This window comes from Streptomyces odontomachi, assembly GCF_024435355.1.
GTDB lineage: Bacteria > Actinomycetota > Actinomycetes > Streptomycetales > Streptomycetaceae > Streptomyces > Streptomyces odontomachi.
The window spans coordinates 153,042-173,878 of record NZ_JAMJWG010000011.1; the positions used below are offsets into that span (position 1 = coordinate 153,042).

Genomic DNA, 20,837 nt, shown 5'->3' on the forward strand with positions numbered 1-20,837 from the left:
AGGATGGACGCATGCAGCCACGGAACATGTCTATGAGTGGAGTCGTCGACCTCGGCGCGGTGAAGGCGGCCCAGGAGGCGAAGGCCAAGGCGGAACAGGCACGCGCGGAAGCCGCGCGGCAGGGCGGCGGGGGAGCCGTCTCACCCGCCAGCCTGGTGGTCGACGTCGATGAGGCGACCTTCGAGAGCGCCGTCCTCCAGCGTTCCACCGAAGTCCCCGTCATCATCGATTTCTGGGCCGAGTGGTGCGGCCCGTGCAAGCAGCTGAGCCCCGTTCTCGACCGGCTCGCCAAGGAGTACAGCGGTCGCTTCGTCCTCGCCAAGATCGACGCGGACGCCAACCCGATGCTGATGCAGCAGTTCCAGATCCAGGGCATCCCCGCGGTCTTCGCTGTGGTGGCCGGTCAGGCCCTGCCGCTCTTCCAGGGCGCCGCGCCCGAGGCCCAGATCCGCCAGACCCTCGACCAGGTCATCCAGGTCGCCGAGGAGCGCTTCGGCCTGGTCGGTCTGAAGGTCGACGCGGACGCCGTCGAGCCCGAGGAGGGCGCCGCCCCGGACGTTCCGGTCGGGCCGTACGACGCGGCGCTGGAGGCGGCCGTGGCCGCGCTGGACGCCGGCGACCTGGACGGAGCGGTCCAGGCGTACACGAACGTCCTGGCCGACGACCCCGGCAACATGGAGGCCAAGCTCGGCCTCTCCCAGGCCCAGCTGCTCCAGCGGGTCCAGGGCGTCGACCCGCAGCAGGTGCGTGACGAGGCCGCGCAGCACCCGAAGGACGCCGCCGCCCAAATCGCCGCCGCCGACCTGGACCTGGTGGGCGGTCACGTCGAGGACGCCTTCGGTCGACTCATCGACACCGTCAAGCGGACCGCCGGCGACGACCGCGACGCGGTACGCCTGCGACTTCTGGAGCTTTTTGAGGTGGTTGGGGCCGACGATCCCCGTGTCACCGACGCGCGACGGGCCCTGGCACGGGCCCTGTTCTGACCAGTCGATAAACCTCGGGTCATGTGATGCCCGAGTGAAAGTTCGACGAACGAGCGCTGCAGCGGCCGTACTTTGCCAAAACTTGGTAATTGCGGTCGCTGTTACTCGTAGTAAGAACGGACTGGTCTTCTGTCTGGATATGACCACTCTTGCACGTTGTGGGGTCACACCCTGCAACACTCCGTGTGGTCGCTTGGTGTCGGGCAGTCGTGAATCGGTTATGCAGCCGTTACCGATGAGTAATGAACCCCCTTGTGCCCGCGCCGAGAATGCACCACGATCGGCGACGCTCGGTCCATTCCCGTAAGCCCGGCAGCCGGTCGGGTAGCGGTGGTTGTGGGTCCCCACCGAGCAGGCGGGTGCCAACACGGCGCCGGCCTTGGACAGGGGGGTCCTTGTCGATGCGGCAGGGCCTGTCCGGAAAGGTTGCGTAAGTGCTTGACGGCGCAGCCAAAGTGGTTGTCGCTCGGGGGTGATCGCCGGTTTTTGGGCGCATGCAGTGCCTCCGAAGCGGGCGCTCTCCTTCCCGAGGACGTAGCACTTCTCCCATCCCTGCCCGGCTGAGCCGCCCAACAGGAGCAGTCAGGGCCGGAGATGTACGTCCGAGAAGGAGGAAAGTCATGGAGTCCGTGGCTCGTGGCGGAACCAGATGGAAGCGGTTCGCCGTGGTCATGGTGCCGAGCGTCGCGGCGACGGCCGCGATAGGCGTGGCCCTCTCGCAGGGTGCACTTGCGGCATCGTTCAGTGTGTCCGGTCAGCAGTTCAAGGTGACGGCCGACCACCTGGAAGGTACTGGCTTCGACCAGTACGGCGCGGTGGACAGTGGCAAGACGGGTGACCACCCGGTTGCCGTGGTCGGCATCGACCACGCCAAGATCACCAACCTGTGCCAGTCCGTGGTCGTCCCGGTACCGGTCTTCGGCGATGTGTCGATGACTCTGAAGGCGGGCGCCGCAGGCGGCCCGAAGGTCGAGGCGACCAAGCTCTACATCGACGCCACCGACCTTCGCACCACCGGTACCTTCAACAAGGTCGACATCGGCGTCTCGGTGGATGACACCACCAAGGGCCCTGGCCCGGACAAGGGTGACAAGTACCTGCCGGGCAGCTTCGCCCAGCAGGCCGAGTCCGTCGACTTCAGAGACGTGAAGCAGACGGCGTGGGCCACCACGGCGGGCACGTTCAAGCTCTCTGGCCTTCACATGCAGGTCCAGAAGGGCAAGCACGAGTGCTACTGAGCGGCTTGCCGCTGAGGCACCTGGGCTGAACGGTGGGGCGCGGGGGCACGGGTTCCTCCCCGGCGGTCCCCGTGCCCGCCCCTGGGACTCCCCCACTGCCCTGAACGGGCGTGGGCGGCGCCCCCGTCCGCGCCTAGGAGGCGCTGGGGGAGCCCGTCCCACGGGGGCCCGGGCGGTACGCGCCCACCACATGAAACACTGAACCGACGCCACCCCGAGGAGCTGTACTACATGAGCGCCGAAGCGCAGGCAGGGTTGGGCGACAGGCTCGGCCGGATGCGCCAATCGTTCCGAGAGTGGCGCTGGGAGCGCCCGTATTGGGGTGGTCTGCTGACGCTGCTGGGCGGCATCCCGATCATGTATCTGCCGTACGCCAATCTGACGCTCGGCACGATGACGATCCGGATGGCGACCACCGCAGGCGCCGGATCGCTCATCATCGGTGTGCTGCTGGTCGTGCTGGGTCTGACGATGTGGTTCCAGAAGCACTCCCGGGTATTCGCAGGCGTGGCCGCGATCCTGCTCGCGCTGGTGTCCCTCGTCGTCTCCAACTTCGGCGGCTTCCTCTTCGGCTTCCTGCTCGCCCTCATCGGTGGCGGTCTCGCCATCTCCTGGGCGCCCGGCAAGCCGCAGGCCGAGGCCGCGCAGGACGAGCCGTCCGCTGAGGACCCTGACGACGACGAAGCCCCTTCACCGGCGGTGGTCAGGGGCGTCGCGGGAGCCACGTACTCGGTGAGCGGCGGCGGCAGTAGCAGCAGCAGCGAGCCCACCACTGACCTGTTCGGGAACGAGGGCACGAGCGGGAGGCACCGTGCGCGCTGACAAGGGTCACCAAGAGGGGGCAGAGCCCCAGTCGGGGGAGAGAACCGGCCCCCGGCACGCGGCCCCGAGAAAGCCCCTGTTCACCCGGCTCCAGATGCCCGCGGGCAAGGCGATAGCCCTTGCGGCGATGCCCACCGCGGTGCTCATGGGCATGGGTCTGACCCCGACGCTCGCCTCGGCCAAGCCGTTGCCGAAGAACCCGTTCCAGGACGGGCCCTGCGTCACCCAGCCGGACGAGTCGCCCGAGGACAGCCAGAAGGACGACAAGGCCGGCAAGGAGAAGGACAAGGCCAAGGACGAGTCGAAGGGCGACAAGGCCTCGCCGTCGCCTTCCGCCACGTCGAAGCCGTCCTCCTCGCCCAAGCACACGTCGTCCGACGACTCGAAGGAACCCAGCCCGTCGGCCTCCCCCTCCGCCTCCGGCGACTCCGATTCCGGTGGTCTGCTGGGTGGGCTCGGCAGCGCGCTCGGCAGCGTGCTCTCGCCCGGTGAGAAGGAGTCGGCCAAGGCCTCACCCAGCCCCTCGCCGTCCGCCTCCAAGAGCTCCGGCTCCGCGGTGGACGATGTCGCGGGGGCGGTCGGGGACACGGTCGACAAGGTCACCGGTGGTGCCAAGGACACCGTGGACGGTGTGGCGGGCAAGGCGAAGGACGCCACCAAGCCGTCGCCGTCGGCCAGCGAGGACGAGAGCGGCAAGAAGGCGTTCCCGTGCGTGGAGGAGAAGAAGGCCGACGGCTCCGCAGAGACCCCGCCGGCTCCGATCCCGAACCAGCCGTGGCACCTCGAGGCCAGCTCGCTGACGCTCCAGGGCATGCACTACGAGGGCGTCGTGAACCTGACGATGCCCAACGGGCAGACCAAGCAGGCGCTGAAGTACACGGTGAAGGACGGCATCGACATCGGTGACCTGCACCAGATCCTGACGGGGCCGATGGGCAAGCAGTACCACGTCCAGGCCGCCAAGGGCTCCACGTCCACGATCCGCGGTGGCACGGTGACGCTGTACACGGAGAGCCTGTCGGGCAACCTCTTCGGGGTCATCCCGATCACCTTCGACCCCGAGCACCCGCCGCCCATCGACCTTCCGGCCGCCTACTTCACCAACGTGAAGCTCACCCAGGCCGGACAGTTCGGCGGCAACCTCACGGTCCCGGGCCTGCACAACTACATCACCGACTGACGGGGCGCCCCCCTCAGGGGCCCCCTCCGTCCGCCGGGAGCCGCACATGGCCGTGGCCCGCACCCCCTGTTCGGGATGCGGGCCACAGCCATGTCCGGACCGAGCGGGGCCCGGACCACCGGCCGGTGGTCCGGGCACGACTGGAACTGCCCCTCCGGGTCGGTGGCTATGTGACGGTTTCGTCGTGGTTGGTTGCGCAGTTCCCCGCGCCCCTGTGGGCGTGCGCCTCTGATGGCGCCGAAGGCGCCTGTAGAGGGGCGCGGGGAACTGCGTGCCCAGCCCACCACCGGCCCGGTGGTGGGCTGGGCACGACTGGAACTGCCCCTGCGGGACGGTGACGATGGGTGCGCCCGTGGTGCGGGCGTCTCAGGCCGACCCGGACGTCCCCAGGTGATGCACCCGGACCATGTTGGTCGTCCCCGGCACCCCCGGGGGCGACCCGGCCGTCATGATGACGACGTCTCCCGGGTTGAACCGATTGAGCTTGACCAGCTCCGCGTCGACGAGTTCCACCATCGCGTCGGTGTTGTCCACGTGCGGCACCACGAACGCCTCGACGCCCCAGCTCAGGGCGAGCTGGTTGCGGGTGGCCGCATCCGTGGTGAAGGCGAGGATCGGCTGGATGGCGCGGTTGCGGGAGAGGCGGCGTGCGGTGTCGCCTGACTGGGTGAAGGCGACCAGGCCCCTGCCGTCCAGGAAGTCCGCGATCTCGACCGCCGCACGGGCCACCGAGCCGCCCTGGGTGCGCGGCTTGCGGCTGGTCACGAGCGGCTGGAGGCCCTTGGACAGCAGCTCCTGCTCGGCGGCGACGACGATCTTCGACATGGTCTTGACCGTCTCGATCGGGTAGGCGCCGACGGACGACTCGGCCGACAGCATGACCGCGTCGGCGCCGTCCAGGATCGCGTTGGCCACGTCGGAGGCCTCGGCGCGGGTGGGCCGGGAGTTGGTGATCATCGACTCCATCATCTGGGTGGCCACGATCACCGGTTTGGCGTTGCGACGGCACAGCTCGATGAGCCGCTTCTGCACCATCGGGACCTTCTCCAGCGGATACTCCACGGCCAGGTCGCCGCGGGCCACCATCACGCCGTCGAAGGCCATCACGACCTCCGTCATGTTGGCCACCGCCTGCGGCTTCTCCACCTTGGCGACGACCGGGACCCGCCGGCCCACCTCGTCCATGATCGCGTGGACGTCCTTGATGTCGGCCGCGTCCCGCACGAAGGACAGGGCGACCATGTCGCAGCCCATCCGCAGCGCGAAGCGCAGGTCCTCGACGTCCTTGTCGGAGAGCGCCGGGACGTTGACGGCAGCCCCGGGCAGGTTGATGCCCTTGTGGTCGGAGATGACGCCGCCCTCGACCACGATGGTCCGCACCCGCGAGCCGTGGACCTCCAGGACCCGCAGCTCGACGTTGCCGTCGTTGATGAGGATCTGGTCGCCGTGCGAGACGTCGCCGGGCAGGCCCTTGTAGGTGGTGCCGCAGATCGTGTTGTCGCCCTCGACGTCCTCGGTGGTGATGGTGAACTCGTCGCCGCGCACCAGCTCGACCGGGCCTTCGGCGAAGGTCTCCAGGCGGATCTTCGGGCCCTGGAGGTCGGCGAGCACCCCGACGGCGCGGCCGGTGTCCTCCGCGGCCCGGCGGACACGGTGGTACCGCTCCTCGTGCTCGGGGTGGGAGCCGTGGCTCATGTTGAAACGGGCCACGTTCATTCCGGCGTCGATGAGCGATTTCAACTGCTCGTACGAGTCGACGGCGGGGCCCAGCGTGCAGACGATTTTGGAACGGCGCATAGGTCGGATCCTATCGGTTTGTTCCGGGGTGGAATTAAGCGGCGTCCCCCGGTCGGACGGGAAAACACATGGGCGACTCCCCGCTCACCTGTCGCTCTTTTTAGGCCTTCACCCACGTATATGTCTGCTGTGCGATCTCCATTTCCTCGTCGGTCGGCACCACGGCCACGGCGACCCGTGCGCCGGCGGGCGAGATCAGCCGCGCCGCGCCGGAGCGCGCCGCGTTCCGCTCTGCGTCCACGGCGAGACCGAGCCCTTCCAGGCCCGCCACGGCGGCCTCGCGCACCGCCGCCGCGTGCTCCCCGACACCCGCGGTGAACACCACCGCGTCGACCCGACCGAGCACCGCGTAATAGGCGCCGATGTATTTCCTCAGCCGGTGTACGTAGATGTCGAAGGCGAGCGCGGCCTCCGGATCGCCCTCGGCGCGGCGCCGGAGTATCTCCCGCACGTCGTTGTCCCCGCACAGGCCGACCAGGCCGCTCTTCTTGTTCAGCAATACGTCGATGTCGTCAGCGGACATTTTTCCGACCCGCATGAGATGGAAGACGACCGCAGGATCGATGTCACCCGAACGCGTACCCATCACCAGCCCTTCCAAGGGCGTCAGGCCCATGGAGGTCTCCACGCACCGTCCGCCGCGCACCGCCGCGGCGGACGCCCCGTTGCCCAGGTGCAGCACGATCACGTTGACGTCGGACGGCGCACGGTCCAGCAGCCGGGCGGTGGCCCTGGAGACGTAGGCGTGCGACGTGCCGTGGAAGCCGTAGCGGCGGATGCGGTGCCGGTCGGCGGTCGCCACGTCGATCGCGTAGCGTGCCGCGGCCGGCGGGATCGCCGCGTGGAAGGCGGTGTCGAAGACGGCGACCTGGGGCAGGTCGGGGCGGAGCCGGCGGGCGGTGCGGATGCCGGCCAGGCCGGCCGGGTTGTGCAGCGGCGCGAGCGGCACCAGCCGTTCGATCTCCGCGACCACGTGGTCGTCGATGAGGACCGGCTCGGTGAACGACCTGCCGCCGTGCACCACGCGGTGCCCGATCGCGGCCAGCTCCGGCGAGTCGAGTCCGAGCCCGTCGGCGGACAACTCCTCGGCCATGGCGCGCAGGGCCTCCTCATGGTCGGCGACCCGGCCGGTGCGTTCGCGGCGGGCCTCCTCGCCGGCGGCCGGGGTGTGCACCAGGCGCGAGGTGCTCTCACCGATCCGCTCGACGAGGCCCACGGCGAGCCGGGTGCCGGTCGCCATCTCGATGAGCTGGTACTTCACCGACGACGAGCCGGAGTTGAGGACGAGGACGTGGCCGGGCGAGCTGTCGCCGGCTTCGGACGCTGCGATCACGGGAACGGGGGCTTTCTGGGTGGGTGCGGGACGGTGCGGGACGGGACTGGCCGGGCGGAGCGCGGCACCGGGGCCTGTGAGCGCGGCTACGGCGCCGCGTGCGCCGTCGGCGGGTTCAGGGTGCCGGCCGGTGCCTGGGGGCCGCTCAGCCGGGCTCCTGGGCCTGGATGGCGGTGATGGCGACCGTGTGCACGATGTCGCCGACGAGGGCGCCCCTGGAGAGGTCGTTGACCGGCTTGCGCAGCCCCTGGAGGACCGGGCCCACGGCGAAGGCGCCGGCCGAGCGCTGCACGGCCTTGTAGGTGTTGTTGCCGGTGTTCAGGTCCGGGAAGATCAGCACGGTGGCACGGCCCGCGACCGCGGAGCCCGGCAGCTTGGTGGCCGCCACGACGGGGTCCACGGCGGCGTCGTACTGGATCGGGCCCTCGATGGGCAGGTCGGGCCGCCGGGCCCGGGCCAGTTCGGTGGCCTCGCGCACCTTGTCGACGTCCGCTCCGGCGCCCGAGGTGCCGGTCGAGTACGACAGCAGCGCGATCCGCGGTTCGACGCCGAAGCGCTCGGCGGTGGCCGCGGACTGCAACGCGATGTCGGCCAGCTGCCGGGCGCCCGGGTCCGGGTTCACCGCGCAGTCGCCGTAGACGAGCACCCTGTCCGCCAGGCACATGAAGAACACCGACGACACGATCGGGGCGGCGGCCGGCTCGCCGCCCGCTGCCGTGCCCGGCCCGGCCTTCGGGGTGGCCGTCTTGATGATCTCGAACGCCGGCCGGATCGTCGCGGCCGTGGAGTGCACCGAACCGGACACCATGCCGTCCGCCAGGCCCTGCTCGACCATCAGCGTGCCGAAGTAGTTCGCGTCGGCGACCACGTCATGGGCGAGGTCCAGGGTCACGCCCTTGTGGGCGCGCAGCTCGGCGTAGCGTGCGGCGAAGTCGTCCCGCAACTCGGAGGTGGTCGGATCGACCAGCCGGGCCCGGCCGAGGTCGATACCGAGGTCGGCGGCCTTCTTGCGGATGGAGTCCACCGGGCCGAGCAGGCTGAGGTCGCACACGCCACGCCGCAGCAGCACCTCGGCGGCGTGCAGCACCCGCTCCTCGGTGCCCTCGGGCAGCACGACATGGCGCCGGTCCGCGCGGGCCCGCTCCAGCAGCTGGTGCTGGAACATCATCGGGGTGATGCGGGTACTGCGCGGCGCCGAGATCTGGTCGAGCAGTTCGCCGGTGGCGGTGCACTGCTCGAAGAGGCCGAGGGCCGTCTCCACCTTGCGGGGCGTGGCCGCGCTCAGCCGGCCCTCCAGCGTGAACAGCTGCGTGGCCGTCGGGAAGCTGGTGCCGGCCACGGATATCACCGGCGTGCCGGGCGCCAGCCGATCGGCGAGGGCCAGGATCTCCTTGCCGGGCCGCTCGCCCAGGGTGAGCAGCACCCCGGCGATGGGCGGATTGCCGGCGCTGTGCGCGGCGAGCGCGCCGACCACCAGATCGGCACGGTCCCCGGGGGTGATCACCACGCAGCCCGGGGTGAGCGCCTTGAGCAGGTTCGGCAGCATCGCGCCGCCGAAGACGAAGTCCAGCGCGTCACGGGCCAGACCCGCGTCATCGCCCAGCAGCACCGTGCCCTGGAGCGCCTGGGCGATCTGGGCGACGGTGGGCGCGGCCAGCGCGGGCTCGTCCGGCAGTACGTAGCAGGGCACCGGGAGGTGGGCGGCGAGCTGGTCGCGCACCTCCTCGCGGTCGGCCGGCGTGACCCGGTTGACGAACAGCGCGGGGATCTCGCAGCCCAGCTGGGCGTAGGCACGGTGGGCGTTGCGAGCCTCGGTGTGCACCGACTCCGCGCTCTGGCCGCGGCCACCGACGACCGGGAGCACCGCCGCGCCGAACTCGTTGGCCAGCCGGGCGTTCAGCGCCAGCTCCTCGGGCAGCTGACTGCCGGCGTAGTCGGTGCCGAGCACCAGGACGGCCTCGTAGTCGCGGGCGAGGGCGTGGAAGCGGTCCACGAGCCGGGAGACCAGTTCGTCCGTGCCCTCCTCGGCCTGCACGGTGGACGCCTCGTCGTAGGACATGCCGTAGCCGGTGGCGGGGTCCTGGGTGAGTCGGTAACGGGAGCGCAGCAGGTCGAAGAGGCGATCGGGACCGTCGTGGACGAGCGGGCGGAAGACCCCGACCCGATCGACCCGGCGGGTCAGCAACTCCATGACGCCCAGCTCGACGATCTGACGACCGTCCCCGCGCTCGATGCTGGTCACGTACACGCTGCGCGTCACGGGGACTCTCCGTTCGTTCGTCGTTCGTCGTTCGCCGTGGTTCGTCGTGGTTCGGCGTGGTCATGTCGGTTCGTTTGTGCAGCGGTTCGTCGCAGTCGCTGCCCGCAACGGCTTTCCGTCCTTCCGATGATGCCGCTGGCGGTCGGCGACACGGAGGACATCGGGTGACGCCGCCGGTTCGCTGACGTGTCACCGGGCCGCCCCGTACCCGTCGCTTCCCTGCGGGAAGGTGCACGCGCGGCGGGGCGGACCGGGCGGGCATGCGGGCGGAGTGCGCCGGGGGCGCCCGGGTAGGCGTCCAGGCGGCTACGGGGCATCTCGTCGAGGGCCTGTCGTCGATGCGGCGATGCGGCCTCTGGGGCGTTACGGACGCGTACCCTCCGGCCTGGCGAGCAGTGCGTTCCTGACAGTACAGGGCCGGGCCATGACGGAGGCCGGGCGGCGTGCGGCCCGGGGGCGATGATGTCCGGCGGAAGCGTGAAAGAATCGGATCGGTCAACATCGACGGGGAGCAGGAGAGACAGACACGATGCGTATCGGAGTTCTCACCGCAGGCGGCGACTGCCCCGGCCTGAACGCCGTGATCCGGTCGGTCGTGCATCGCGCTGTGACGCATTACGGCGACGAGGTGATCGGCTTCGAGGACGGATACGCCGGCCTCCTGGAGAGCCGCTACCGTCGGCTGGACCTCGACGCGGTGAGCGGCATCCTGGCCCGCGGCGGGACCGTGCTCGGCTCGTCCCGGCTGGCCCGTGACCGCTTCCGCGCGGCCTGCGAGAACGCCCGCCAGCTCGCCACCGAGATCGGTTTCGACGTGCTGATCCCGATCGGCGGCGAGGGCACCCTGACCGCCGCACGGATGCTCGCCGACGCGGGCCTGCCCGTGGTCGGCGTCCCCAAGACGATCGACAACGACATCTCCTCCACCGACCGCACCTTCGGCTTCGACACCGCCGTGGGCGTGGCCACCGAGGCCATGGACCGGTTGAAGACCACCGCCGAGTCGCACCAGCGGGTGATGGTGGTCGAGGTCATGGGGCGGCACGCCGGCTGGATCGCGCTGGAGTCCGGCATGGCCGGCGGCGCGCACGGCATCTGCCTGCCGGAACGGCCCTTCCACCCGGACGACCTGGTCAAGATGGTCGAGGAGCGCTTCGCGCGCGGCAAGAAGTTCGCCGTGGTGTGCGTCGCCGAGGGTGCCCACCCCGTGGACGGCACCATGGACTACCGCAGGGGCGAGATCGACCAGTACGGCCATGAGCGGTTCCAGGGCATCGGCACCGCCCTCGCCTTCGATCTGGGCCAACGGCTCGGCAAGGAGGCCAAGCCGGTGATCCTCGGGCATGTACAGCGGGGCGGCACCCCGACCGCGTACGACCGGGTGCTCGCCACCCGGTTCGGATGGCATGCGGTGGAGGCTGCGCACCGTGGGGAGCACGGGATGATGACGGCGCTGCGGGGGACGGACATCGTGCTGGTGCCGCTTGCGGAGGCGGTCACCGAGTTGAAGACGGTGCCGAAGGATCGTATGGACGAGGCGGAGTCGGTGTTCTAGGGGCGCCCCGTCGCCCGGCCCTGGCCCGGGGTGGCCGACTCGGGGCTGCGCCCCGGACCCCTTCATCGCCCTTCGGGCTTGTCCTCAAACGCCGGACGGGCTGGATTGGTTGGGCTTGTCCTCGATCGCCGGACGGGCTGGATTGGTTGGGCTTGTCCTCGATCGCCGGACGGGCTGGATTGGTTGGGCTCGTCCACGATCGCCGGACGGGCTTGGTTGGACTGGCCGGAACGTCACCCCTTCACCGCCCCGCCCAGCGCGAACCCTCCCCCCAAACGCCGGGAGATGAGGACGTACAGCAGGACCACCGGTGTCGAGTAGAGCATGGAGAAGGCGGCGAGTTGGCCGTAGATCACCTGGCCGTGGTTGCCGAAGAAGGTGAAGATCGAGACTGAGGCGGGGAGCTGGTCGGGGGAGAGCAGCAGCATGAAGGGGACGAAGAAGTTGCCCCACATCATGATGAAGCTGTAGATCATGACCACGGTCAGGCCGGGGCCCATCAGGGGCAGGACGACGCGCAGCAGGGTCTGGACCCAGGACGCGCCGTCCGTCCAGGCGGCCTCTTCCAGGACCATCGGGACGCCGTCCATGAAGTTCTTCATCAGCCAGATCGCGAACGGCAGTTGCGAGGCGGCCAGGAACAGTGCCGTTCCCGACATGGTGTCGATCAGGTTGACCTGCACGAAGAGGCCGTAGACCGGGACCATGATCGCGGTGATCGGCAGGCAGGTGGAGAAGAGGATCGTCAGCAGGTAGGGACGGGCGAAGCGGGAGCGGTAGCGGGAGAGCGGGTAGGCGGCGAGGGCCGCGCACGCCACCGTCACCAGGGTGGCGCTGCCGCACAGGATCAGGCTGTTGAGCATCGGCGTGAAGGTGATCTCGTCCGTGAGCACGGCCGAGAAGTTGTCCATCGACGGCGAGGGCGTCTGGAGGCTCAGGGTCGCCTGGGAGTCGAACGAGGAGAGCAGCAGCCAGGCCAGGGGAAGGGCGAAGGCGGCTGCGACGACCAGGAGGGCGGCGCTGGCGCCGAGTTGGGCGCGGGTCCTGGGGGTGCCTCCCAGGCTCTTGAAGCGCTGGGGGAGCAGCCGAGGGCGGGTGCGGCCCGGTCTGGGCGGGGTGCTCGGCAGCTTGGTGGTGGGTTCTGCCGTGTGGGGGAGCTGGGACACCGGCGCTCACACCTCCGGTCGGAGCAGACGCAGGTACACCATGGAGAACACCGCGCCCACCAGCAGCAACAGCAGCGCGATCGCGGTGCCGTAGCCGATCAGGCTCTTGTTGAACGCCTGGTCGTACATCAGCACCGGAAGGGTCTCGGAGCGGTTGCCGGGGCCGCCGCGTGTCATCGCCCAGATCAGGCCGAACACCGAGAGGGTCTGGAGGGTGTTGAGCATCAGGTTGGTGCCGATCGAGCGGCTGATCATGGGCAGCGTCACATACCGTACGCGGTGCCAGCCGCTGGCCCCGTCGACCTCGGCGGCCTCGGTGATCTCCTTGGGGATGTCGGCGAGCGCCGCCGAGTAGATCAGCATCGAGAACGCCGTGCCGCGCCAGACGTTGGCGAACGACACCGCGATGATCGGCAGCGTGTACAGCCAGTTCTGGGTCGGCAGGTGCAGCCAGTCGAGGATGACGTTCAGCGTGCCCTCGCGGCGGAAGAACGCGTACAGGAGGAACGCCGCCACGATCTCCGGCAGGACCCAGGCGGCGATCACCAGGGCGCCGGTGAGCGTGCGGACCCATCGGGCGGCGCGCTTCATCAGACCGGCGAGCACCAGGCCGAGGGTGTTCTGGCCGAGGATCGACGAGATGACGGTGAAGACCAGCGTCAGCCAGACGGCGTTGCGGAAGTCCGGGTCCCTGAAGGCCCGGGTGAAGTTGTCGAAACCGACGAAGTCCGTGTGGGAAGCGCCGGTGAGCTGCATGTTCGTGAACGCGGCGTAGACGCAGTACGCGATCGGGCCGGCCAGGAACATCAGCAGCAGCGCGGTCGCGGGGGCGACGGGCAGCCAGCGCAGTCCGGGGATGCGGTGGCGCCGTGCCGTGCCGGGCGCCGCACCCGGTCCGGTGCCGGGTGCGGCGGTTTGTGCGGTGCTCATCGGGACCGACCCGCGGTGCCCGCCGGCCCGGGGACGGCCGGCCGGGAAGCGTCGCGGTGGGCGGCGCCCGGCACGTCGGCGGTCTGCTGACCCACCCGGATGGTGCGCCGGCTCACGGCTTCTTCACCACGGCGCCCTGGACGATGTCCTTGAGCTGCCCGTCGTAGGTCTGCGCCGCTGCTGCGGCGCCCTTGTCGCCGGTGGTGACCGACTCCATCGCCTCCCCGATCGCGGTGGAGACCTGGGGGTACACAGGCAGCGCGGGGCGGTAGTGGGTGTACTGCACGAGCTGGGTGAAGAACTCGATACCGGGCATGGAGTGCAGGTACTCCGGGTCGGCCGCGACGTCCTTGCGGACCGCGATCTGCGCGTCGACGACGTCCCAGTGCGCCGCGTTCTTCGGCGTCTGCATGGCCTTGACGAAGTCGAAGGCGAGGTCGGGGTTGCCCGACTTCTGCGGGATGGCCCAGGTCCAGCCGCCGGACATGGAGACCTTGCCGGGCGCCTGGCCGTGCTGGGTCGGCATCGCCGCCATGCCCATGTCGGTCTTCCAGGCTGGCCACACGCGCGGCCCGTCGGTGATCCAGTTCTGCCCGAGCCAGGAGCCGTCCAGCGAGATGGCGAGCTTGCCCTTGGGGATCCAGTCGTTGGTGACGGACGTGCCGACGTTGGGGTCAAGCGCGTCCGAGACGTCGGGCCCGAGCTTCTCGCCGTACACGGACTTGACGAAGCCCAGCGCGTCCTGGAAACCCTTGCTGCCCGTCACCCACTTCTTCGACGCGGTGTCGTACAGCGGGGCCTTGCCGTCGCCGGTGCCGTACAGCAGCATCTCGAAGCCCTGCATGACGGACGCCTCACCGGGGCCCTTGCCGGTGTAGACGTTCAGCGGGGTGACGCCGGGCACCTTCTTCTTGATGGTGCGGGCCGCGGAGAGGATGTCGTCCCAGGTCTTCGGCTGCCAGTCGGCGGGCAGGCCGGCCTTCTTGAAGATCTTCTTGTTGAACCAGAGGCCACGCGTGTCGGTGCCGTCCGGGATGCCGTACGTCTTGCCGTCCTGCGCCTTCGCCGCACTCTTGGCGGTGGGCACGAACTGGTTCCAGGTGTCCCACTTCGCGATGTACGCGTCGAGCGGGCGCAGATAGCCCGCCTGGATGTCGGAGTTGATCCGGAAGGTGTCCTCGTAGACCAGGTCGGGCGCGGTCTTGGGGGCGCGCATCATCTGCTGGACCTTGGCGGCGTAGTCGTTGTCCGCCGCCTGGATCGGGATGAGCTTGACCGTCTTGCCCGGATGGGCCTTCTCGAACTCCTTCTTCATCTTCTCGAGGAACTGGTCCTTGAAGCGGATGTTGTTGTCAGTGCTGCGGTTGTACGCGACCTTGACGGTGTCCGCGTCGCTGCCGGAGCCGCCGCCGCAGGCGGTGAGGGAGGCCGCGGCGAGCACGACGGTGAGCAGGGCGGGACCTGCTGACCGCACGGTGGAGCGGGGACGGGCGGTGGGACGCACGGGCACAACCTCCTGCGTGGCCGGACGTGGCCGTCGCCACGGGTGTGGCGGTGGCTGCTCGCTGAACGTAAGCGGCTGCCAAGAGCAGGGTCAATGGGCATGCGTCGACACGACAGGACAACATGTCAACTTGTTATCGGTCGTGAACGGTGTGGGTCCCCCGGAGACCGGAGAGGCCACACTCCCTGTCGGTGGACTCGCGTGGTCCACTGAAGAACACCGAGGTGAAGCGCCCCCGATCCCCAGGGGACCGCTCACGAACAGCCGGACGGCAGCACAAGGAGGCAACCCCCGTGACCGTTGCAAAGGCGGCACCCGCCGCCAAACGGGACAGAACTCACTTTCTCTACCTCGCCGTGATCGTGGCCGTGCTGCTCGGCATCGTGGTGGGCTTCGCGGCGCCGGACTTCGCCGTGGACCTCAAGCCGCTCGGTACCGGCTTCGTGAACCTGATCACGATGATGATCTCGCCCATCATCTTCTGCACGATCGTGCTGGGTGTCGGCTCGGTGCGTAAGGCGTCGAAGGTCGGCGCGGTGGGCGGCCTCGCGCTGGGCTACTTCCTGGTGATGTCGACGGTGGCGCTGGCCATCGGCCTCGTCGTCGGGAACATCCTGGAGCCGGGCAGCGGGCTGCACCTGACGGAAACGGTCCGGCACGTGGGTGCGGAGCAGGCCAAGGGGGCATCGGAGTCCACCACGGACTTCCTGCTCGGCATCATCCCGACCAGCCTGCTCTCGGCCTTCACCGAGGGCGAGGTACTCCAGACCCTGCTGGTCGCGCTGCTCGTCGGCTTCGCCCTCCAGGTGCTCGGCCCCGTCGGGCAGCCGATCCTCACCGGTGTCCAGCACATCCAGCGGCTGGTCTTCCGGGTGCTGTCGATGATCATGTGGGTGGCGCCGGTGGGCGCGTTCGGTGCGATGGCGGCGGTGGTCGGTGAGACCGGCGTCGATGCGCTGAAGTCGCTCGCGGTCATCATGATCGGCTTCTACATCACCTGCTTCCTGTTCGTCTTCGTGGTGCTGGGGTCGGTACTGCGGCTGATCACCGGCGTGAACATCCTCAAGCTGTTCCGCTATCTGGCCCGGGAGTTCCTGCTGATCCTGTCGACGTCGTCGTCGGAGTCGGCGCTGCCGCGGCTCATCGCGAAGATGGAGCACCTGGGGGTGAGCCGGCCGGTGGTCGGTGTCACCGTGCCGACCGGCTACTCCTTCAACCTGGACGGCACCGCGATCTACCTCACGATGGCGTCCCTCTTCGTTGCCAACGCGATGAACGCGCCGCTGAACGCGGGGGAGCAGATCTCGCTGCTGGTGTTCATGGTGGTGGCCTCCAAGGGCGCGGCGGGCGTCACCGGCGCCGGCCTGGCCACGCTGGCCGGTGGACTCCAGTCGCACCGGCCCGCGCTGCTCGACGGGGTCGGCCTGATCGTCGGCATCGACCGCTTCATGAGCGAGGCGCGCGCCCTGACGAACTTCGCGGGCAACGCGGTGGCCACGGTCATCGTCGGCACCTGGACCAAGGAGATCGACAAGGACCGGGTGGCCCGCGTGCTGGCCGGCGAGGTGCCGTTCGACGAGCGGACCCTGTTGAACGACGGTGCCGGTGACGGCGGTGACGGCGGTGACGGCGGTGACGGCGGCGACGGCGGTGATGGCGGTGATGGCGGCGAGGACGGCGTTGAGGGCTCGGTGCCCGTGCAGCGCCGGGACGGCAAGGAGTCGGCCGAGGGCGGCAAGGAGTCGGCCGAGGTGTGAGGCGCCGGCCGCGGTGGCGGGGTCGGCCGGGCGGGGGGTGCGGTTCCCCGGCCGGCCCGCCCCCTGCCCTTCCGCCGTCCTGCCTTCCGCCGTCCTGCCTTCCGCCGTTCTGCCTTCCGCCCCCTGCCCTTCCGCCGTCCTGTCGTCGTTGCCTTGACGTCGGCGTCAAGGATTACGGTCGCCGTCATGCGCATCGGTGAACTGGCTCGGCGGGTCGGCATGAGCACGCGGACGCTGCGGTACTACGAGTCCCGGGGGTTGTTGCCTGCCCGGCGGAACGCCAACGGCTACCGCGTCTATGACGAGCGGGATCTGCGGCTGGTCGAGCAGATCAGGACGTTGCGGGATTTCGGGTTCGAGTTGGAGGAGACCCGGCCGTTCGTGGAGTGTCTGCGGGCGGGCCATCCCGAGGGTGATTCCTGTCCTGCGTCGCTCGCCGTGTATCGGCGCAAGCTGGCCGAGTTGGACGTGCTGATCGGCGAGTTGCAGTCGGTGCGCGCCCAGGTGGGTGTGCAGCTGGCGCGGGCCGAGCGGGCGCGGGACGAGCTGGCCGCCGATGCCTTGGTTCCGGACGGTCCGGAACCCCGTTGCGAGCTGGGAGGGTGACGTGGTGATCAAGGCGGCTGGTGTGGCCGAGGTGACGGACGCGGACTTCGCGAGTGAGGTCGTCGAGGCGGCGGGTCCGGTGTTGGTGGAGTTCACGGCGGACTGGTGTGGTCCGTGCCGGCAGCTTGCTCCGGTGCTCAGCGAGGTCGCCGCGGAGCTGGGCGGGCGGTTGAAGGTCGTGCAGATGGACGTGGACGCGAATCCGGCGACGCCGGCGGCGTATGCGGTGTTGGGCACGCCGACGCTGCTGGTGTTCCGTGACGGTCGGCCGGTGCGCTCGATCCTGGGGGCGCGGCCCAAGCGGGTGCTTCTGAAGGATCTGGACGACGTTCTGTAGCGGCGCCCCGAGAACGAAGAAATCCCCCGGTGAATTGACAACCGGGGGATTTCTCTGCGTATATTGGCTTTCCATGTCTCTGGTGTCTCGTTCGGTATCTCATGCAATACAACTCATGGGATCCCGGGCGTTACCAGAGGAAAACTACTAGACGCAGTATATCGGGGTGGGAGTCGCATTGTCAAACACGGCAGACGCGGCGGGGCGTGATAATGTCCCGGACCGCGAATTGCAGGGCGAGCAGGAATTCGTCGACCATCTGTACCGCCATGTCGACGTCCTGCGCGGCGCGGCCGAGGAGGCCGTGCAGAGCGCGCTCGCCCCGGTCGGCAACGGTCGTCAGGCGCGGGTGGAGCGTGAGATCCGGGTGGCCGAGCGCTCCGGGCTGCTGGCGGCTCTCAACGCGGTCGACGGGTCGCTCTGCTTCGGCCGGATCGATCTGGCCGACGGCGACGACTACCACATCGGGCGCATCGGGCTGCGCGAGGAGGACCCGGACGAGACGGGGGAGCGGCGGCCGATCCTGATCGACTGGCGCGCCCCGGTGGCCCGCCCCTTCTACCTGGCCACCGGCCACACCCCGATGGGCCTGCGCCGCCGGAGGCACATCACCACCCACGGCCGTGCCGTCACGGCGCTCCACGACGAGTTGCTCGACCTGTCCGACCACGAGCGCACCGGCCACGAGGACCCCACCGGCGACGCGGTGCTGCTCGCCGCGCTCAACTCCGCGCGCACCGGCCGGATGGCCGACATCGTGCGCACCATCCAGGCCGACCAGGACCGCATCATCCGTGCCCCGCACCGCGGTGTGCTGGTCGTCGAGGGCGGCCCCGGCACCGGTAAGACGGCGGTGGCGCTGCACCGCGCCGCGTTCCTGCTCTACGAGCACCGTGAGCTGCTCGCCCGCCGTGCGGTGCTGATCGTCGGCCCGAACCCGGCCTTCCTGGGCTACATCGGAGAGGTGCTGCCCTCGCTGGGTGAGACCGGTGTGCTGCTGGCCAGCCTGGGCGAGCTGTATCCCGGGGTGCGCGCCACCGGTGTGGACACGCCGCGCGCCGCCGCCGTCAAGGGGCGCCGGGACATGGCGGACGTGCTGGCGGCGGTGGTCGCCGACCGGCAGGCGCTGCCCGATCCGGTGATCGCCGTCGCGCACGACCGCGAGGTCCTGATGCTCGACGCCGACCTGGTCAGGGTGGCGCGCGACCGTACCCGTGCCCAGCGGCTGCCGCACAACGTGGCCCGTGAGCACTTCGAGGGCCACATCCTCAACACCCTCACCGACATGCACGCCGAGCGCATCGGTACGGACCCGTACGACGGCGGCAGCCTGCTGGACGACAGCGACATCACCCAGATCCGTGACGAGTTGGCCGCGAACCCCGAGGTCTGGACCGCCATCGACCAGCTCTGGCCGCGCCTCACGCCCCAGCAGCTGATCGCCGACTTCCTCGCCGACCCCGGCCACCTGCCCGCCGAAGACGCGGCCGCGATCCGGCGCACCACCTCGGACTGGACCCCTGCCGACGTGCCGCTGCTGGACGAGGCGGCCGAACTCCTCGGCGAGGACGACCGCGAGGCGCGCGCCGCCGCGGCGCGGGAGCGGGGCGAGAAGGTGGCCTACGCCCAGGGCGTCCTGGAGGTCGCCTACGCCTCGCGTACCTACGAGTTCGAGGACCGGGACGACGAGGACTCCGAGGTGCTCGGTGCGCACGACATCATCGACGCCGAGCGGATGGCCGAGCGGCAGGACGAGACCGACAGCCGCAGCGCGGCGGAGCGGGCCGCGGCCGACCGGACCTGGGCGTTCGGCCACATCATCGTCGACGAGGCGCAGGAGCTGTCGCCGATGGCCTGGCGGCTGCTGATGCGGCGCTGCCCGACCCGTTCCATGACGCTGGTCGGCGACCCGGCGCAGACCGCGGAAGAGGCCGGCGTCGGTTCCTGGGACGGCATCCTCGCGCCGTATGTCGAGGACCGCTGGACGCACACCCGGTTGGCCGTCAACTACCGCACCCCGACGGAGATCATGGATCTGGCCGCCGAGGTGGTGCGCGCCGAGCGTCCCGGCTTCGAGCCGCCCCGCTCGGTGCGTTCGACGGGCGTGCACCCGTCGGTGCGCCGGGCGGATCCGGACGGGCTCGCTGCCGCGGTCGCACGGGCGGTGGCCGAGCTGACCCCCGAGGAGGGCCGGGTCGCCGTCATCGCCCCCCGCGAGTTGCACGCCACCCTGGCCGGCCGGCTCCCCGGCGTGACCGCGGGCGCCGAGCCCGACCTCACCCACACGGTCGTGCTGCTCGACCCCCGGCAGGCCAAGGGCCTCGAGTTCGACAGCGTCCTGGTGGTCGAACCGGCCCGCTACGGCACCAGCGACCTGTACGTCGCGCTGACCCGGGCGACCCAGCACCTGGGGATCATCCACACCGGGGACCTGCCGAAGGGGCTGGCCGACTCGTCCGGGGACGTATCGGATGCGCCAGGGATTCGCCTGACGGATTCAGCCCTGGACCCGATGGATTCAGCCCTGGAGGAATGACAGAAGGTCCGCGTTGAATTTCTCCTTGTAGCCCGGTACGAGCGCGAGTCCGTGTGAGCCGCCCTCGTACACCTTCAGGGTCGCGTCGGAGACGATCTGCGCCGTTTTCTTCCCCGTCGCATCGAACGGCACGATCTGGTCGTCGTCGCCGTGTGCGACGAGGGTGGGAATGTCGAACGCGCGTAGATCCGCCGTGAAGTCGGTGCGCGCGAATGCGTCCACGCATTTCACGCCGGCCTCGATGCTCTCCTGCATGGCCATGAGCCAGAACGCATCGCGATTGCCCTGTGTCGCCCGGCTGCCCGGTCGGTTTGCGCCCACGAACGACTCGGAGAGGTCTTTCCAGAACTGCGAGCGCTCCGCGACGATCCCGTTCTTGATGTCCTCGAAGGCTTTCTCCGGTACCCCCTCCGGGTTGTCGTCCGTCTTGATCATCAGGGGCGGGATCGCGGACAGCAGGACGGCCTTGCTGATCCGCTCGGTGCCGTGCCGGCCGATGTACCGGGCCAGCTCGCCGCCGCCCATGGAGTGCGCGACGAGGGTGACGTCGCGCAGGTCGAGCGAGGTGATCAGGTCGTTCAGGTCGTCCGCGAAGGTGTCGAAGTCGTAGCCGCCCCAGGGCTGCTCGGAGCGGCCGTGGCCGCGCCGGTCGTGGGCGATACCGCGGTAACCGTGGTCAGCGACCCATTTCATCTGGTCGTCCCAGGCGTCCCCGTTCAGCGGCCAGCCGTGGCTGAAGACGACCGGGGCCCCGCTGCCCCAGTCCTTGTAGGCGATCCTGACGTCGTCACGAGTGCTGACGAAGGGCATGACGATCCTCTCGATCGAGG

16 protein-coding genes are annotated in these 20,837 nt (G+C 69.7%); 9 read left to right on the forward strand and 7 right to left on the reverse strand.

Annotated elements, in window-relative coordinates; genetic code table 11:
* Positions 1–11: 11 nt before the first annotated feature.
* From NQO67_RS22885 to NQO67_RS22900, 4 genes are all read left to right on the forward strand, one after another.
* Entirely contained in the window at positions 12–986 is a 975-nt protein-coding gene (locus NQO67_RS22885; protein WP_255952023.1) for a tetratricopeptide repeat protein, read from the forward strand.
* A 620-nt stretch (positions 987–1,606) separates the two neighbouring features.
* Positions 1,607–2,224 carry a DUF6230 family protein gene (locus NQO67_RS22890; RefSeq protein WP_255952024.1) on the forward strand — a complete coding sequence of 206 codons (618 nt, stop codon included), beginning with the start codon at positions 1,607–1,609 and terminating at the stop codon, positions 2,222–2,224.
* Between the two features lie 231 nt (positions 2,225–2,455).
* Positions 2,456–3,046: a DUF6114 domain-containing protein gene (locus tag NQO67_RS22895; RefSeq protein ID WP_255952025.1), complete on the forward strand. Its 591-nt coding sequence runs from the start codon at positions 2,456–2,458 to the stop codon at positions 3,044–3,046.
* 94 nt (positions 3,047–3,140) lie between these two features.
* Complete coding sequence (locus tag NQO67_RS22900; protein ID WP_255952026.1) at positions 3,141–4,226, forward strand: hypothetical protein; 1,086 nt, start codon at positions 3,141–3,143, stop codon at positions 4,224–4,226.
* A gap of 366 nt (positions 4,227–4,592) precedes the next feature.
* On the opposite strand, the gene pyk is transcribed toward NQO67_RS22900, so the two are convergent.
* The 3 genes from pyk to pta form a co-directional block, all read right to left on the reverse strand.
* Entirely contained in the window at positions 4,593–6,023 is a 1,431-nt protein-coding gene (pyk, locus tag NQO67_RS22905) for a pyruvate kinase (protein WP_255952027.1), read from the reverse strand.
* A gap of 100 nt (positions 6,024–6,123) precedes the next feature.
* Positions 6,124–7,353: an acetate kinase gene (locus tag NQO67_RS22910; RefSeq protein WP_255952171.1), complete on the reverse strand. Its 1,230-nt coding sequence runs from the start codon at positions 7,351–7,353 to the stop codon at positions 6,124–6,126.
* A 148-nt stretch (positions 7,354–7,501) separates the two neighbouring features.
* Positions 7,502–9,616, reverse strand: coding sequence for a phosphate acetyltransferase (gene pta, locus NQO67_RS22915; RefSeq protein WP_255952028.1), 2,115 nt, complete (start codon positions 9,614–9,616; stop codon positions 7,502–7,504).
* Positions 9,617–10,145: 529 nt separating this feature from the next.
* On the opposite strand from pta, the gene NQO67_RS22920 reads away from it, so the two are divergent.
* Entirely contained in the window at positions 10,146–11,171 is a 1,026-nt protein-coding gene (locus tag NQO67_RS22920) for a 6-phosphofructokinase (protein ID WP_255952029.1), read from the forward strand.
* A gap of 233 nt (positions 11,172–11,404) precedes the next feature.
* Here the strand turns inward: NQO67_RS22920 and NQO67_RS22925 are convergent, their stop codons facing one another.
* The 3 genes from NQO67_RS22925 to NQO67_RS22935 form a co-directional block, all read right to left on the reverse strand.
* Positions 11,405–12,256, reverse strand: a complete 852-nt coding sequence (locus tag NQO67_RS22925; RefSeq protein ID WP_255952172.1) for a carbohydrate ABC transporter permease — start codon at positions 12,254–12,256, stop codon at positions 11,405–11,407.
* A gap of 87 nt (positions 12,257–12,343) precedes the next feature.
* Positions 12,344–13,267, reverse strand: coding sequence for a carbohydrate ABC transporter permease (locus tag NQO67_RS22930; RefSeq protein ID WP_255952030.1), 924 nt, complete (start codon positions 13,265–13,267; stop codon positions 12,344–12,346).
* Positions 13,268–13,379: 112 nt separating this feature from the next.
* Complete coding sequence (locus tag NQO67_RS22935; protein WP_255952031.1) at positions 13,380–14,777, reverse strand: ABC transporter substrate-binding protein; 1,398 nt, start codon at positions 14,775–14,777, stop codon at positions 13,380–13,382.
* Positions 14,778–15,127: 350 nt separating this feature from the next.
* Between NQO67_RS22935 and NQO67_RS22940 the strand changes: the two genes are divergently transcribed.
* The 4 genes from NQO67_RS22940 (at position 15,128) to NQO67_RS22955 (ending at position 20,007) form a co-directional block, all read left to right on the forward strand.
* Positions 15,128–16,528: a cation:dicarboxylate symporter family transporter gene (locus NQO67_RS22940; protein ID WP_255952173.1), complete on the forward strand. Its 1,401-nt coding sequence runs from the start codon at positions 15,128–15,130 to the stop codon at positions 16,526–16,528.
* Positions 16,529–16,714: 186 nt separating this feature from the next.
* Entirely contained in the window at positions 16,715–17,134 is a 420-nt protein-coding gene (locus NQO67_RS22945) for a MerR family transcriptional regulator (RefSeq protein WP_255952032.1), read from the forward strand.
* Between the two features lie 4 nt (positions 17,135–17,138).
* The gene (locus NQO67_RS22950) at positions 17,139–17,471 is read left to right on the forward strand and encodes a thioredoxin family protein (protein WP_308295693.1); all 333 of its coding nucleotides are present in this window, start codon (positions 17,139–17,141) and stop codon (positions 17,469–17,471) included.
* A 178-nt stretch (positions 17,472–17,649) separates the two neighbouring features.
* The gene (locus tag NQO67_RS22955; protein ID WP_374119058.1) at positions 17,650–20,007 is read left to right on the forward strand and encodes a HelD family protein; all 2,358 of its coding nucleotides are present in this window, start codon (positions 17,650–17,652) and stop codon (positions 20,005–20,007) included.
* Here the strand turns inward: NQO67_RS22955 and NQO67_RS22960 are convergent.
* A complete protein-coding gene (locus NQO67_RS22960) occupies positions 19,990–20,817 on the reverse strand; it encodes an alpha/beta fold hydrolase (protein WP_255952033.1) in 828 nt (275 codons plus the stop codon). The two genes, NQO67_RS22955 and NQO67_RS22960, sit on opposite strands and share 18 nt — an antisense overlap.
* Positions 20,818–20,837: the final 20 nt, after the last annotated feature.

Coding starts and splice junctions, on each gene's coding strand:
- NQO67_RS22885 (WP_255952023.1), top strand. CDS start 12: ATGCAGCCACGGAACATGTCTATGAGTGGAGTCGTCGACCTCGGCGCG.
- NQO67_RS22890 (WP_255952024.1), top strand. CDS start 1,607: ATGGAGTCCGTGGCTCGTGGCGGAACCAGATGGAAGCGGTTCGCCGTG.
- NQO67_RS22895 (WP_255952025.1), top strand. CDS start 2,456: ATGAGCGCCGAAGCGCAGGCAGGGTTGGGCGACAGGCTCGGCCGGATG.
- NQO67_RS22900 (WP_255952026.1), top strand. CDS start 3,141: ATGCCCGCGGGCAAGGCGATAGCCCTTGCGGCGATGCCCACCGCGGTG.
- pyk (WP_255952027.1), bottom strand. CDS start 6,023: ATGCGCCGTTCCAAAATCGTCTGCACGCTGGGCCCCGCCGTCGACTCG.
- NQO67_RS22920 (WP_255952029.1), top strand. CDS start 10,146: ATGCGTATCGGAGTTCTCACCGCAGGCGGCGACTGCCCCGGCCTGAAC.
- NQO67_RS22930 (WP_255952030.1), bottom strand. CDS start 13,267: ATGAGCACCGCACAAACCGCCGCACCCGGCACCGGACCGGGTGCGGCG.
- NQO67_RS22945 (WP_255952032.1), top strand. CDS start 16,715: ATGCGCATCGGTGAACTGGCTCGGCGGGTCGGCATGAGCACGCGGACG.
- NQO67_RS22960 (WP_255952033.1), bottom strand. CDS start 20,817: ATGCCCTTCGTCAGCACTCGTGACGACGTCAGGATCGCCTACAAGGAC.